Here is a 13769-nt window from a genome sequence, read left to right as displayed (position 1 = left end):
GTCAGGATCCCTTCGGGGGGACGATCTGCAGATAGAGCCCCGTGAGCACCATGTTCACGAAGAACAGCAGCAGGAAGGTGATGACCACCGACTGGTTCACCGCGTCGCCGACGCCCTTCGGCCCGCCACGGGGGTTGAGTCCCCGGTAGGCGGCGACGATGCCCGCGATGAAGCCGAAGATCAGCGCCTTCAGCTCGCTGATGTAGAGGTCGGGCAGTTGGGCCAGCGCCGAGAAGCTGGCGAGGTACGCGCCCGGCGTGCCGTGCTGCATGATCACGTTGAAGAAGTAGCCGCCGAGCGTGCCGACGACGGAGACCAGTCCGTTGAGCAGCACCGCCACGAACATCGCCGCCAGCACCCGGGGCACGACGAGGCGCTGCACCGGCGAGACGCCCATGACCTCCATCGCGTCGAGTTCCTCGCGGATCTTGCGCGAACCGAGGTCCGCGCAGATCGCCGATCCGCCCGCGCCCGCGATCAGCAGGGCGACGATCAGCGGGCTCGCCTGCTGGATGATGGCCAGCACACTGGCGCCGCCGGTGAACGACTGGGCGCCGAGCTGCTGGGTCAGCGACCCGACCTGGAGCGCGATCACCGCGCCGAACGGGATCGACACGAGGGCCGCGGGCAGGATCGTCACGCTCGCGATGAACCAGAACTGCTCGATCAGCTCACGCATCTGGAACGGCCTGCGGAACATCGCGCCGACCGTCGTCACGGCGAGCGAGAACAGCCGGCCGGTCTCGCGCAGCCAGCCGAGGCCGGGCACCGGGCGCCGCTGGGCGGGAACGTCCTCCCGGGCCGGCGCCGTCGGGGGTGGAGCCGTCATGACAGCCCTCCGCCCGCGTGCCCCGCGGGCGCGGCCCGGCCCGCGGGAACGTGCCCGGTGCGGTCGAAGCTGGACTCGATCGCGTGCCGCGCGGCCGGCGGCAGGGTGTCCAGCATGCCCAGCACCCGTTCCCTGCGGCGCAGCACCGCCTGCCGGACCGGCAGTCCGGGGGTCGGTTCCAGCTGCGGCTCGATGGTGCGCGGCGCCGAGCTGCTCCCGGTGACGCCGTGCCGCTCCTCCAGGGCGATCGTGGCCTCGTCCTTCTCCTCGGACATGCCGATCGGACCGGCCCGGTGCCCGCCGAGGAACTGCGCGACGACGGGCTCCTGGCTGGTGAGCAGCACCTCGCGCGGTCCGAAGGCGACGAGCCGGCGGCGGAAGAGCATGCCCATGTTGTCCGGGACGGTCGAGGCGATGTCGATGTTGTGCGTGACGATCAGCATCGTCGCGTCGAGCTGCGCGTTCAGGTCGATGAGCAGCTGCGAGATGTACGCCGTGCGGACCGGGTCGAGGCCGGAGTCCGGCTCGTCGCAGAGGATGATCTGTGGGTCGAGGACCAGGGCGCGGGCCAGCCCGGCGCGTTTGCGCATGCCGCCGGATATCTCGCCGGGCAGCTTCGCCTCGGCGCCCAGGAGCCCGACCATGTCCATCCGCTCCATCACGACGCGGCGGATCTCGGACTCCTTCTTCTTCGTGTGCTCGCGCAGCGGGAAGGCAATGTTGTCGAAGAGGGACATCGACCCGAACAGCGCGCCGTCCTGGAACATCAGGCCGAAGAGCTTGCGCGCCTCGTACACGTCGCGTTCGGGGCTGTTCACCATGTCGACGCCGTTGACCATGACGCGCCCGCGTTCGGGCTTGAGCAGCCCGATCACCGACTTCAGGAACACGGTCTTTCCGGTACCCGAGGGGCCCAGCATCACGCTGACCTCACCGGGCGGCAGAGTGAGCGTCACATCCGACCAGACGGTCTGACTGCCGAACGACTTGGTCAGGCCTTCGACGACCACTTCGATTCCCATAACACCTCCCGGGACGATTGGCCGGCGCCGTCCGCGGCGCCGGTGGCGGACTTGTTCAGCGGTGCGGCAGCGGCGGGATCTGGATCTCGGTTCCGGCCGCCGCGTCACAGCCGAGTCCGGCCCAGGGCGCGCACAGCGTTCCCTGGTTGAGGTTGAGCGAGTTCCCCGGGCCGGACACCGCGGAGGTGAAAAGCGCGTCGAGCTTCTCCCCGTGGGTGCCGCAGCCGGTGAAGGCGGGGATCGTCAGGTTCTCCTGGTGCAGCGGACCGCCGTCGAGGATCGTGTAGTCCGGCTTGCCGTCGCCGCCGCCGGGCATGTGCGCGTCCTGCAGGCCGACGAGGGCCAGCTCGATCGGCGCCCTGGTACGGCAGTTCGGCCCCACGTCGAGCGGGGTGCCGTTGATCTTCACGTCGTAGAGCCGGATCCACTGGTACCCGTGGATCGTGGTGATGACGTTCTGCTCCACGAAGTTGGTGCCGGTCGTGACGATGGTCAGCAGCGGCTTCTTCGGGTCGGGGGTGAACGCCATCTTCGCCGTCGTGGGCATGAACCCGTAGGTCAGGAAGGTGGAGTCCGCCACGGGGAGCGTCATGGAACCGAGCGAGTCGAACTCGTAGTACTGCGGCGGGTTCGGCTGCACCGCCATCCGCACGTTCATGTTGATGTAGGTCAGGGACGGGCCTCTGGCGCCGCGCGGATCGTTGATGAGGGCGGCGCCGTCGAGTTTGTGGACGTTGGAGTACCCGACCGCGTAGGCGCACGAGCCGAGGTCGAAGTCGGTCTCGGTGACCGTGGCGTCCGCGGCTTTCTCGTCCGCCAGCGGGAGGTGATCGAAGTCCAGCTTCCCCTTGGGGAGCACGCCGCCGCAGTCGTACTTGCCGGAGTGCACCGGGGGTTCGACCTTGATGGTGCTGTTGTGCGGCGCGCCCGGGGCGACCTTGGCCGGCCCCGACGGAGCCGCGCTCGGCCCGCCCGGCGTCGAAGGCGTCGCCGACGGGGACCCGGAGGTCGAGGTCGAGGGAGACGGGGTGCCGGAGGGGGTGGGGTCGGGCACGGCGACCGGCACCGCGCCCAGCACGGCGTTCTGCCCGGCCGCCGGGGAGCACGCCACCTTCGCGGGGGCCGACGTGGCCGGTACCGCCGAGGTGGCGGGGGTCGGGGCGGTGGCCGCCGGGGTGGTGCCTGCCGGGGTGGCGGCCGCGGGGGTCCCCACCGCCGCGGCCGCCTTGCCCACCGTGAGTTCCAGCGCCAGGTCGCCCGCGCCGAAACCCACCTCGCCCGCCGCGGTGACGGTCACCGACGGCACTTCGCCTTTGAAGGTCAGTACCAGGTCGTCCTTGCCGGCCACCGGCACGGCGGGGGCCCGCAGTCCGGGCCAGGGGGCGTCGGCGGCGGAAGTGCCCTGCGTGACACGGGCGGTGAGGCTTCCGGCACCGGCCAGCGTTCCTGCGGCGTCCGACACGAGCCCGTCGACCGCCGCGCGGGGCAGCGTCACCGCCATCGTCAGATCACCGGGCTGGATGGGCTTGTCGACCGCCCCGGTCTCCGGGAACGACTGCACCAGGGAGACGTGCACGGCCTGATCCCCGCCGGGGAAGGCGCACGTGTACGCCATCGCCAGCGGCCCGTCCCGGCCGGCCGCCGCCGATCCGGCGCCGGGCAGCAGTCCCGCCAGGAGCGCCGCCGCCGCGATGGCCGCCAGCCGCACCGTGCGGCGTGGGACCTGTGCACCCCTCATTGCGGTACTCCTCGGACTGGCTCGACGCAGGACTGCGGGTACTCCGGACGGTGGCGCGTGAAAGTAACGGGGCGAACTCGTTCGAGACGCAGGACTTTACGGGCGGGTAATAACGAGGACAAGTGATCGAACACAGGAATGTTCCGCGATCTTGCGACCGCCGGGTTCTTTATCACTCGGTGATAAATGCTGAGCGGAGCGTTGTATTCCATTGAGTACCGGTGAGCACGCGCTCCGCGCGGGACCCCGGCCCGGGGATCCGGGCCGGGGTCCGCACAGCGGGCACCGGGCCTGTCCTGCGGACAGGCCGTGGCTCACGGGGAGGTGATCTGCAGGGTGCTGGGCGTCACGACGTAGTTGGCGCTGTAGGTGGCGCTGTCGCCGTTGTTGATCAGGCCGAGGCAGATGCCCGAGACGTTGTACGCCTTCAGGTTGCCGCCGCTGATGGTGAGGGTGTGGGTGGAGTTGGTGTACTTCCCGGTCAGGGTGGCGGTGCTGCCCGCCGTCGGACCGTTGAAGTCCGCGTTGCACAGACCGCTGATGTGCGCCTTCACCCCGGTCAGCGTGCCGGTGGTGACACCGCCCGAGTACGACGCGGCGTTGAGCTTCCAGGGCAGGCCCTGGGCCGTGACGGTGAAGGAGATGCCGGCGGGACCCGAGCAGCTGGTCCAGGAGACGGAGGAGATGCTGGCGATGGCGGTGCCCGACAGACCGGTGCCGTTCGCCGCGGTGCCGGCGGCGTTGGACTTGGTGCACTTGAGCTGGGTGCCGGTGTTGGTGTCCGTCAGGATCGGGTTGGTCGCGATCGCCGTGAACGCGCCACCGCCGGTCACGGTCCAGGTTCCGGCCGCGGACGCGGGGGAGGTGGAGAATCCGACGGCGGCCGCGAGGGCGGCACCAGCGACGATCGTGCTCTTGGTCAGCTTGCGCACGGGTTGATCCTTTCAGGGAGTTGGCGTACCTGATTAACCGCGATCCGCGCTGTTCAGACGAGGGTCGCGACTGCGGCTCAATACCTGGAACGCGGCACCGAATGAATTCGGCTGCCCTTGCGAATGGGCACGTTACGCATCGGTAACTGGATGGCGCAATACTCCCGCCAGAGATTGGGAGAACGACCTTACTCCCGAGTATTTTCTTATCGCTGAAGCAGTAATTCGGCGCTGCGAACTGTCCGGAAGTGAGCACGCACGCCGGCCCGCGACCGCCCGCCGGACACATGCCCCGTGCACGTTTACGGCCCCTGGGTGCTGCGCTCCGGCCGCCGTTGGTCTATGTTTCGACGTGCTACGGCGTGTCGCACGTCACTCCCGACACGTCCGTCGCCCCACCCGGCGCCGCTAGTCAAGGGGGACGAGTGTCCGGAGCGAGACGGGCCACGGGGCCGGCCGAACCGCTGCGGCCGATCCCGCAGGAGCTCGCGGCGATCATGTGGCCCGAACTGCCCAGCCTCTTCCAGGAGATGTCCGCCGAGATCATCGGGGCGTTACCGGAGTACTCGCACATCCTGGACGGGCCCTACGGGCACGCGATACGCATCGGCATCGAGCAGAACATCGCCACCTTCGTCGACCAGATCGCCGCCCCCTCCACGACCTCCACGCTCCGCGACGACATGTGCCGCAGGTTCGGGCGCTTCGAGGCGTACGAGGGCCGCAGCCTGGACAGCCTGCAGGCCGCGTACCGGATCGGCGCCCGGGTCGGGCTGCGCCGGGCGATGAAGGTCTCCGAGCGCTACAACCTCCCGCCCTCCGTCATGATGACCTTCGCCGACTCGCTCTTCGCCTACGTCGGCGAACTCGCGTCGCTCTCCCGCGAGGGCTATCTCGAAGCCATGGCCGAACTGGGCGAGAAGCCGGACAACCGGCGCCGCCGGGTGCTGCGGCTGATTCTGGCCACCCCCGCCGTGTCGCCCGCCGCGATCGCCGAACTCGCCGAGCACGCCGCCTGGCCGCTGCCGGACGAGGTCACGCTCGTCGCCCTGGGCCCCGAGTCCAAGCTGACGCGGGCCGCCCTGGACCGCGACGTCCTCGCCGACCTGTCGGGGCCCGAGCCCCATCTGCTCGTCCCCGGCCCGCTCGACGACAACCGGCGCGCCGCGCTCGACACCGCGCTGGCCGGCAGCCGGGCGGCGGTCGGGCTGACCACCCCGCTGGGCGACGCGGCGGACTCGCTGCGCTGGGCGCGGCAGACCCTCGCCCTGGCCGACGCCGGAATCGTCGAAGGCCCGCCGGTGGTGCGGTGCGAGGACCACTTACTGCCGCTGTGGCTGCTCGGAGACCCCGCCCTGATTAACCAGCTCAGCAAGAAGCACCTCGGCCCCCTGGCCGGCCTCACCCCCACCCAGCGCACCCGGCTCGTCGACACCCTGCGCACCTGGCTCACCACCCGCGGCACCGCCGCCCAGATGGCCGAACTCCTCGACGTGCACCCGCAGACCGTGCGCTACCGCATGCGGATCCTCGACCGCGCCTTCGGCGACCAACTCGCTGACGCCGACGCCCGGTTCGCGACCGAGATCGTGCTCCGCGCCCTGCACCTCCAGGAGCGCGCGGGCCCTTCGGGGTTGCCGGGCCCGCCCTCCGGCGCGCGCGAGCCCTTCTGACGCCGTCGACCCGGAACCGTCTGGTCAGGCGGCCGGAGACCCCGCGCCCGGACGCTCCCGCCCCGCCGGAGTCAGCCGGAACTCGGCCCACACCGACTTGCCCTCCCCCCGCGGCTCCACGCCCCAGCGGGTGGCGAGTGAGTCGATGAGCAGCAGACCGCGGCCCGAGGTCGCGGCCTCACCGGGGGTCCTGCGCCGGGGCCAGACGCTGGAGCGGTCCTGGACTGCCAACCGGACCCGGCGCGGTACGCGGCTCCGTACCGCCGGCACGAGCTCCAGGGTCATCACGGCCCCGCCCTCGGTGTGCAGCAGGACGTTGGTGAGGAGTTCGCCCGCCACCAGCTCGACGTCGTCGATCAGTTCGCCCGCGCCCCAGTCCGCCAGGGCCTGGCGCAGCACCACACGGGACTCCGCCAGTCCCTCCGGGTCGGCCTGGTGGACGTACTGGTGGATGCGCGGCGCCTTGAGGGTGCCCGTGTCCGGCGCCCGGCGCAGCAGGAGCAGCGCCATGTCGTCCTCAGCGCCCGGCCGGGCCCACAGGCCGTCGGCCAGGTGGTCGGCGAGCGCGGCCGCGCCCTGCGGTCCGTTGCGTACGGCTTCGGTGAGCTCGTCCATGCCCTCGGTGATGTCCTTGCCGGGTTGCTCGACGAGCCCGTCGGTGCACAGCAGCAGGGTCTCCCCCGGCACCAGGTCCAGCCGCGTCTCCGGGTACTCGTGGTCCTCGAAGTGGGTGGCCAGGCCGAGCGGCAGTCCGCCGCGGACGTTGGGCCAGCCGGTGCGCCCGTCGGTGTGGCGGATCAGCGGCCCGAGGTGGCCGGCGCGCACCACGCGGACGTCGCCGGTGGCCAGGTCGACCTGGGCGTAGGTACAGGTGGCGAAGCGCTCGGTGTCCAGCTCGGCGAGGAACTGCGAGGCGCGCGCGAGCACCGTCGAGGGGGCGTGGCCCTCGGCCGCGTAGGCGCGCAGGACGATGCGGAGCTGGCCCATCATGGCCGCCGCGTGGGTGTCGTGGCCCTCGACGTCGCCGACGACGACCCCGATGCGGCCCTGCGGCAGCGGGATGACGTCGTACCAGTCTCCGCCGACCTCCCGGCCGCTCCAGGCCGCGTGGTAGCGCACGGCGATCTCCCCGCCGACGACGTCGGGGATCCGGCGCGGGAGCATCGAGGCCCTGCAGTCCGGTGGCGAACTCGCGCTCCTGATCGAAGAGCATGGCGCGCTGCAGCGACTGGGCGACGATGCCCGCCAGGGCCAGGCAGAGGTTGCGGTCCTCGGCGGTGAAGTGGGTGCGGTCCCGGTAGAAGAGGCAGAGGCCGCCGATGGAGCGCGCCTGGGCCACCAGCGGGAGGTAGGCGGCCGCCTCGATCTTCAGGTCGGCCACGTAGGGGCGCAGCCGGGGGAACCGCTCGGCCAGTTCCGGCAGCGAGGCGATGAAGCGGGGGCGCTGCCTGAGGATCGCCTCCGACAGCGGGAGGTCGTCGTCCAGCCGGGTGAGCCGCAGGTCGGACAGGACCTCCATCGACCGGCCGGTCAGCGCGATGATCTTGAGCATGCCGCCGTCGACGAGGCCCAGCGCGAGCCCGTCGGCGCCGAACCGCTCCAGGCCGCCGCTGCCGGTCAGCGCCGCCGTGACGTCGTCGACGGTGACCGCCCGCGACAGGGCCTGGGTGGTCCGTTCCACCATGGAGGTCTGGCGCGCGCGGTCCGCTTCCATGGTGCGCAGCATCGTGGAGTGCGTCAGCTCCGAGGTGGCGTCGCGGACGATGCCGATGACGCGCACGCCCCTGCCGTTCTCGTCGCGCACGATGCGGCCTTGGGTGTGCGTCCAGCGCGCCGTGCCGTCCCGGAGGAACACCTGGAAGTACATGCCGTACGACGCCGCCCGCTCGTGCAGGGCGCGGCGGAACACGGTGTCGAGCCGGTCGCCCTCATCGGGCGACACCCGGCTCGCCAGGGACTCGGGCCGGCCGCTGAACTCCTCCGGCAGCAGGTCGAAAACCTTGAGGGCCGCCCCGTCCAGCTCCAGGGTGCCGAGCCGGAGGTCCCAGTCGAAACTGCCCATGTGGTTCAGGGCGAGGCGTTCGGCCGGACCGGTGCGGGGCGTGCCGGCGGAGGGCGTGCCGGCGCCCGAGGGCTTGCCGCGGTCGGGCGGCCGGTCCTGTTCGGGCATATCCCTACCCCCGCGGTGTCGCGGTTCCCGCCGGTCGACCCGGCAGCACGTCGTTTCCGAGCCGTCGGACCCGGATGTCCGCGTCCGATACCGGGATCGCCTCGCCAGCATAGCTTTCGTCGTATTTGCCCGCATTCAGACGACGACCGGACGGGCCCGACACCAACGGCCCAACCCGACGGCTCCCGACAGGACAGCCGCGGCGGGGTCCCGCAGGCTGGGCGCAGAGCCGGTGCCGACCGACGCCGTACCCGCCCCGGAAGGAACCTCGACATGACCGCAGCCGGTGGGCTGGCCCTCATCCTCATCGGGGCGATCCTGAGATACGCGATCACCTGGCACACCCGGTGGATCGACCTGAACGTCCTGGGCACCATCTGCATGATCGGCGGGGCGGTGACGCTGCTCCTCGGGATGCTGCTGTCGTTCAACCGCCGCCGGCGCACGGACCGCCGCCACCAGTCCGAGCGCGTCTACGAGCAGCGGTACTTCGAGGACCCCCCCTCGCCTGTGACGGTGCTGGACCGGGTGCTGCGCGGGACTCCGTTCATCGGGCGCCTCGTCCGCGAGTTCACCGCGGTGAACGTCCTGGACTGCGCCACCCGGCTGGCCGCCCAGGCCTTCCTCGGCGCCCTTCCCGCCCTGTTCGTGATCGCCGCGTTCGCGCCCCAGGGCGTCCGCGACCAGCTCGTCTCCTCGCTGCACTCGGTACTCGGACTGCACGACGACGCGCTGGACCAGGTCCGGCAGGTCTACGCGGCCGACGACAACGCCGAGAGCAACTCCATCGGTGTCGTCGGCGTGATCATCACCCTGCTCTCGGCGACGGCCTGCAGCCGCGCCCTGCAGCGGACGTGCGAACGGGCTTGGCACCTGCCCAGGGCCGGCGCCCGGGTGGTCGCCTGGCGGTGGGTGGCCTGGCTGGCGGTCTGGCTGGTCGACCTGCTGCTCCAGGGCCCGCTGCACAACGGCTTCGGCGTGGGGCCGGCCCTCGGCGTCCCGGTGCAGTTCGTCTCGGCGACCCTGCTGTGGTGGTGGACCCAGCACCTCCTGCTGGGCTCCCGCATCCCGTGGCTGCCGCTGCTGCCGGGAGCGATGCTGGTCTCGGCGGGTGTGCTCGGGGTCGGGGCCTGGTCGGCGATCTACATGCCGGGGGCCGTCGACCGCGCCCTTCGGCAGTTCGGCCCGTTCGGGTCGCTCTTCGCCCTGCTCTCCTGGCTGATCGTGCTCTTCGCCGTCGTCACGGTCGGCATCTGCGCCGGCCACGTCCTCGCGCACGAGGAGCCGCTGGCCGGGCGGCTGGGCACACCCCCGGTCAACGGCTGAGGGGCGCGCCCGCGGTCCTACGGGCCCGCCCCTCGACCGACGGCGGCTACTCCCGGGGCTCGCGCACGATCCCCGGTTCCGCCTCGGGGCTCTCGCTGTACTCGAAAGCGTCCAGGTTCTCCCGCACCTCGTTGGCGCGGTGCCTCGCCTGCGCGGCATCCACCTGGTCGGCCTGCCTCATGCCCTTGGAGGGGGCGCTGCGGGCTGTCTGCTTGGCCATGAACAATTCCTCCTGAATGGTGTCCAATGCGGACCATCCAAGGCAAACACCATTCCCCACCACCCGCGAGTGCTCTCGTGCTCTGGCCGGAAGGGTTTGCCTGGTTCGCGGCGTCCGGCGCGGTGCGTCGCACGCACCAGACGCCCCGGGCCCCGCCCTCCGGGCGGACGCCGGTATGTGTCAGACACGGCCTAGCCGTCCAAGGCGCTGGTGAGCGTCGGCACCGGGAGGAAGGTGGTGGCCAGGCCGGTCAGCTGCAGCAGCCGCAGGGTCGACGAACGGTCGCAGACCGTCCGCAGCTCGCCTCCCCGGGCCTGGACACGGCGGCGGGCGCGGCAGAGCAGGGACAGGCCGTAGCAGTCGACGAACTCCAACCGGCACAGGTCGACGACGATCAGCGGCGGCGTTCCGCCGGAGACGAGATCCAGGTGCGGGGCGACGAACCGCGCGGTGTCGATGTCCAGTTCACCCCGCAGTTCCACGACGGTGAAGTCGCCGACACGGTAGGTGCGCGCATACGGGTTGGCCCGGGGGACCAGATCGGGTGGGCCCGGCGGTGGATCCCTGCGGGCGTCATCCTGCACCGGCATCCCCTCCCGCGATCGACCGTGCGAGCGACCACCAGGGCCTGGGGTGACCTACGGTCACCGTATCGGTCGGGAAATAGCACAGGGGAGTCGGTAGCCCGGAACAGATACGTATCTTCACCCGTTGGAGTGAAGATCGATCTGATGGACCGTGGAGAACCGGGCTACCGCGACGTGGGAGTGCTGTTCAGGACGGGTGCCGGCTCAGAACGGGAACCGGCTGCGGCCGTGCTGGATGGAGATCCACTGCACGGTCGTGAACGCGTCCACCGTGGCATCGCCGTTCAGCCGTCCCACACCGGACGACTTCTCGCCGCCGAAGGGAACGATCGGCTCGTCCGCGATGGTGCCGTCGTTGACGTGCATCATTGCCGGTGTCGACGCGCTGCGCGAAGCGCACCCCGCGCTCGACGTCCCGGGTGTGCACGGCGCCGCTGAGCCCGAACGGGGTGTCGTTCGCGATCCGCACCGCCTCGTCCTCACCGTCGAAGGGCACCACGAGGACCACCGGCCCGAACAGCTCGCGCCGCAGGATCGCGGCGTCCGCCGGGATGTCGCCGAGCACCGTCGGTGACACGACGGCGCCGTCCGCCTCACCGAGCAGCAGCGCCGTGGCGCCCGCCTCGATGGCCTGGGCGACCTCGGTCGTGATGCGCTCGGCCTGCAGGGTGTTGATCAGCGGGCCGATCTGGGTGGCCGGGTCGGCCGGGTCTCCGACGGTCAGCGAGGCGGTCTTCGCGACGAACCTGCGGGTGAACTCCTGCTCCACCGAGCGGTCCACCAGCACCCGGTTGGCCGCCATGCACACCTGGCCCTGGTGGGCGAAGCGGCTGAACACCGCGGCGTCGACCGCGTAGTCGAGGTCGGCGTCGTCCAGGACGACGAGCGCGCTGTTGCCGCCCATCTCGAGCACCGTGCGCTTGAAGTGCGAGGCGGCGACCGTGGCCACGTGCCGGCCCACGTGGTCGGAACCGGTGAAGGAGATGACCTTGGGCACGGGGTGGTCGATGAAGCTGTCGCCGATCTCGGCGATGTCCGTGATGAGGACGTTGAAGAGGCCTGCGGGCAGGCCCGCCTCCTCGAATATGCTCGCGATCAGGGTCCCGCCGACCACCGGGGTGTTCTGGTGCGGCTTGAGCACCACCGCGTTGCCGAGCGCCAGCGCCGGGGCGATGGACTTCAGGCCGAGGAAGAGCGGGAAGTTGAACGGGCTGATCACCCCGACGACGCCGACCGGCTTCCGGTAGAGGCGGTTCTCCTTGCCGTCCACCGGGGACGGCAGGATGCGCCCCTCGGGGTGCAGCGCGAGCTGCATCGACTGCCGCAGCATGTCCTTGGTGAGGGCGAGCTCGAAGCCGGCCTTGAGGTGGGTGCCGCCCAGCTCGGCGATGATCGCCTCGGTGATGTCCGCCTCGCGCTCCTCGACCACCTTCAGCGCACGCTCGAAGACCAGCCGGCGCGCGTACGGGTTGGTCGCGGCCCAGGCGGTCTGTGCCCGTTCCGCGGCCCGGTACGCCTGGTCCACCTCGGCCTTCGTCGCCACCGTGATGGAGGCGAGCTTGTCCCCGTTGTAGGGATTGAAATCGACGATGTCCCAGGAGCCGGAGCCGGAGCGCCACTCGCCGTCGATGTACTGAAGGGCCAACTCGGAGAAGTACGACACGTAATCCCTTTCGCGGTGGCCTCTACGGCGCGCGGTGGTGATGGCGTGTCATATTACCTTCGTATCAATGCTGTTGATGGATCTTGCGGAGTCGCTCCAGTGAACGCTCGGCGGAGAGACTGTCCGCGCAGAGCCTTTCCATGGTCTTGCCGTAGAAGTCCACCTCCTCGCGCTTGTCGATGTACAGCGCGCTGGTGAGCTGCTCCAGATAGACCAGGTCCGACAGGTCCGACTCGGGGAACCGCAGCAGGGTGAACGCGCCACCGCCCGCCGCATGGCCGCCGATCTCGAACGGCAGGACGTGGACGGTCACGTTCGGCTGCTGCGCGACCTCCATCAGATGTTCCAACTGCCCGCGCATGACGTCGCGTCCGCCGAATGGCCGGAACAGCGCACCCTCGTCCATGACGGCGACGAAGTGCGGTGCCCGCTCCGAGACCAGCAGCTTCTGGCGCTCCATCCGCAGGCCGACCCGGCGCTCGATCTCGGACTTCGCCGCGCCGGGGTGGCCGAGCTCGACGACCGCGCGGGAGTACTCCTCGGTCTGCAACAGGCCGTGGATGAACTGGACTTCGAAGGTCCGGATGAGCGAGGCGGACTCCTCGAGACCCACGTAGGTCTGGAACCAGGCGGGGAGGACGTCTCCGTACCCATGCCACCAGCCCGCCACGTTCGCCTCGCGCACGAGCCCGAGGAGCGCCGCGCGGTCCTCTTCCTCCACCACGTTGTAGAGGGTGAGGAGGTCGGCCACGTCGCGTTCCTTGAAGCTCACACGCCCCAACTCCATGCGGCTGATCTTGGATTCGGACGCACGGATGGAGTACCCGGCCGCTTCACGGGTGATTCCTCCCGCTTCGCGAAGACGCCGCAGCTGGGCCCCCAGCAAGATACGTCGCACGATGGACCCGCCTCCCGGCTGCCCTGTGGTCATTAACGTCACGCTCCGCCCCTAGGTCGTCAGCAGTCTGCCACCTTTGCGCTGCGTTGAGTACTCATCCGGTCACACAGCACCACACGTGCATCGTTTCTTGCATCTGCACGTGCATCCGCCCTTGCATACCGTGTGGGCGTTGGGGACCATGGGGTTCGTGCAGATACCCAGTGGGCGCGCATGAGGACTGAGGCCGCAACTGTGCTTGAGCCGTTATGGGATGGAGTGCTCGCCCCCGGAGGCCTTGCCGCGTCCAGCGGCGCCACGTGCGAGCTGCCGGGACGCTTCGAAGCCGTCCGCGACGCCCGGAGGTTCACTCGGGCGACACTTCAGCGCTGGGATCTGGCACCACTCTTCGACAGCATCGAGCTGGTCGCCTCGGAACTCGTCACCAACGCGCTGCGTTACGCCGTGCCACCGGGTGCCGGCGGTGCGCCGGTCCACCTCAGCCTGGTGCGCTGGACCTCGCGTGTGGTCTGCGCCGTTCGCGACCCCAGTGCCGTCGGGCCGGTGGCCAGGACGCCCGACTTCGTCGCGGAGTCCGGACGGGGGCTGCACCTGGTGGAGTCCTACAGCGAGACCTGGGGCTGGCATCCGCTCACCGGGGCGGGAAAAGTCGTCTGGGCCCTCTTCCATTCGCCACTCGGAATGGATGAAGACCCGTCGCTATAAGCCCAT

General features: G+C 70.5%; 10 protein-coding genes and 2 pseudogenes. 3 read left to right on the top strand and 9 right to left on the bottom strand.

The window, feature by feature from the left end; translation table 11 throughout:
* Position 1: 1 nt before the first annotated feature.
* The 4 genes from M2266_RS18775 to M2266_RS18760 form a co-directional block, all read right to left on the bottom strand.
* Positions 2–829, bottom strand: coding sequence for an ABC transporter permease (locus M2266_RS18775; protein WP_277439225.1), 828 nt, complete (start codon positions 827–829; stop codon positions 2–4).
* A complete protein-coding gene (locus M2266_RS18770) occupies positions 826–1851 on the bottom strand; it encodes an ATP-binding cassette domain-containing protein (RefSeq protein ID WP_277439224.1) in 1026 nt (341 codons plus the stop codon). The genes M2266_RS18775 and M2266_RS18770 overlap by 4 nt, the downstream gene beginning before the upstream one ends.
* Positions 1852–1906: 55 nt before the next feature.
* Positions 1907–3589 (bottom strand): DUF6801 domain-containing protein, encoded by a 1683-nt coding sequence (locus tag M2266_RS18765; protein WP_277439223.1) that lies wholly within the window; start codon positions 3587–3589, stop codon positions 1907–1909.
* A gap of 314 nt (positions 3590–3903) precedes the next feature.
* On the bottom strand, positions 3904–4521 hold the full coding sequence (locus M2266_RS18760; RefSeq protein ID WP_277439222.1) for a hypothetical protein: 618 nt from the start codon (positions 4519–4521) through the stop codon (positions 3904–3906).
* A gap of 425 nt (positions 4522–4946) precedes the next feature.
* Here M2266_RS18760 and M2266_RS18755 point away from each other — a divergent pair, with 425 nt between their 5' ends.
* Positions 4947–6194, top strand: coding sequence for a helix-turn-helix domain-containing protein (locus M2266_RS18755; protein WP_277439221.1), 1248 nt, complete (start codon positions 4947–4949; stop codon positions 6192–6194).
* 24 nt (positions 6195–6218) lie between these two features.
* Here M2266_RS18755 and M2266_RS18750 read toward each other — a convergent pair.
* Positions 6219–8364 (bottom strand): annotated as a pseudogene (locus tag M2266_RS18750) (SpoIIE family protein phosphatase).
* Positions 8365–8637: 273 nt separating this feature from the next.
* Here M2266_RS18750 and M2266_RS18745 point away from each other — a divergent pair.
* Positions 8638–9690, top strand: coding sequence for a YhjD/YihY/BrkB family envelope integrity protein (locus tag M2266_RS18745; protein ID WP_277439220.1), 1053 nt, complete (start codon positions 8638–8640; stop codon positions 9688–9690).
* A gap of 46 nt (positions 9691–9736) precedes the next feature.
* Here the strand turns inward: M2266_RS18745 and M2266_RS18740 are convergent, their stop codons facing one another.
* The 4 genes and pseudogenes from M2266_RS18740 to M2266_RS18725 all read right to left on the bottom strand — a co-directional run bounded on the left by M2266_RS18740 (position 9737) and on the right by M2266_RS18725 (position 13091).
* Positions 9737–9910: a hypothetical protein gene (locus M2266_RS18740; RefSeq protein WP_277439219.1), complete on the bottom strand. Its 174-nt coding sequence runs from the start codon at positions 9908–9910 to the stop codon at positions 9737–9739.
* 191 nt (positions 9911–10101) lie between these two features.
* Positions 10102–10494 (bottom strand): STAS domain-containing protein, encoded by a 393-nt coding sequence (locus M2266_RS18735; protein ID WP_277439218.1) that lies wholly within the window; start codon positions 10492–10494, stop codon positions 10102–10104.
* Between the two features lie 207 nt (positions 10495–10701).
* A pseudogene (locus M2266_RS18730) lies at positions 10702–12160 on the bottom strand (aldehyde dehydrogenase family protein).
* A gap of 64 nt (positions 12161–12224) precedes the next feature.
* On the bottom strand, positions 12225–13091 hold the full coding sequence (locus M2266_RS18725; RefSeq protein WP_277439217.1) for a helix-turn-helix transcriptional regulator: 867 nt from the start codon (positions 13089–13091) through the stop codon (positions 12225–12227).
* A 180-nt stretch (positions 13092–13271) separates the two neighbouring features.
* On the opposite strand from M2266_RS18725, the gene M2266_RS18720 reads away from it, so the two are divergent.
* On the top strand, positions 13272–13763 hold the full coding sequence (locus M2266_RS18720) for an ATP-binding protein (RefSeq protein ID WP_277439216.1): 492 nt from the start codon (positions 13272–13274) through the stop codon (positions 13761–13763).
* Positions 13764–13769: the final 6 nt, after the last annotated feature.

It is taken from the genome of Streptomyces sp. SPB162, from assembly GCF_029504575.1.
Lineage (GTDB): Bacteria > Actinomycetota > Actinomycetes > Streptomycetales > Streptomycetaceae > Actinacidiphila.
The sequence above is the reverse complement of the archived record's forward strand: the minus strand, read 5'-3'. Positions and strand labels throughout refer to the sequence as shown.

Excerpts from the sequence above, each read along its gene's own strand:
- M2266_RS18775 (WP_277439225.1), bottom strand. The coding sequence starts at position 829 with ATGACGGCTCCACCCCCGACGGCGCCGGCCCGGGAGGACGTTCCCGCC.
- M2266_RS18770 (WP_277439224.1), bottom strand. The coding sequence starts at position 1,851 with ATGGGAATCGAAGTGGTCGTCGAAGGCCTGACCAAGTCGTTCGGCAGT.
- M2266_RS18765 (WP_277439223.1), bottom strand. The coding sequence starts at position 3,589 with ATGAGGGGTGCACAGGTCCCACGCCGCACGGTGCGGCTGGCGGCCATC.
- M2266_RS18745 (WP_277439220.1), top strand. The coding sequence starts at position 8,638 with ATGACCGCAGCCGGTGGGCTGGCCCTCATCCTCATCGGGGCGATCCTG.
- M2266_RS18740 (WP_277439219.1), bottom strand. The coding sequence starts at position 9,910 with ATGGCCAAGCAGACAGCCCGCAGCGCCCCCTCCAAGGGCATGAGGCAG.
- M2266_RS18725 (WP_277439217.1), bottom strand. The coding sequence starts at position 13,091 with ATGACCACAGGGCAGCCGGGAGGCGGGTCCATCGTGCGACGTATCTTG.
- M2266_RS18720 (WP_277439216.1), top strand. The coding sequence starts at position 13,272 with ATGAGGACTGAGGCCGCAACTGTGCTTGAGCCGTTATGGGATGGAGTG.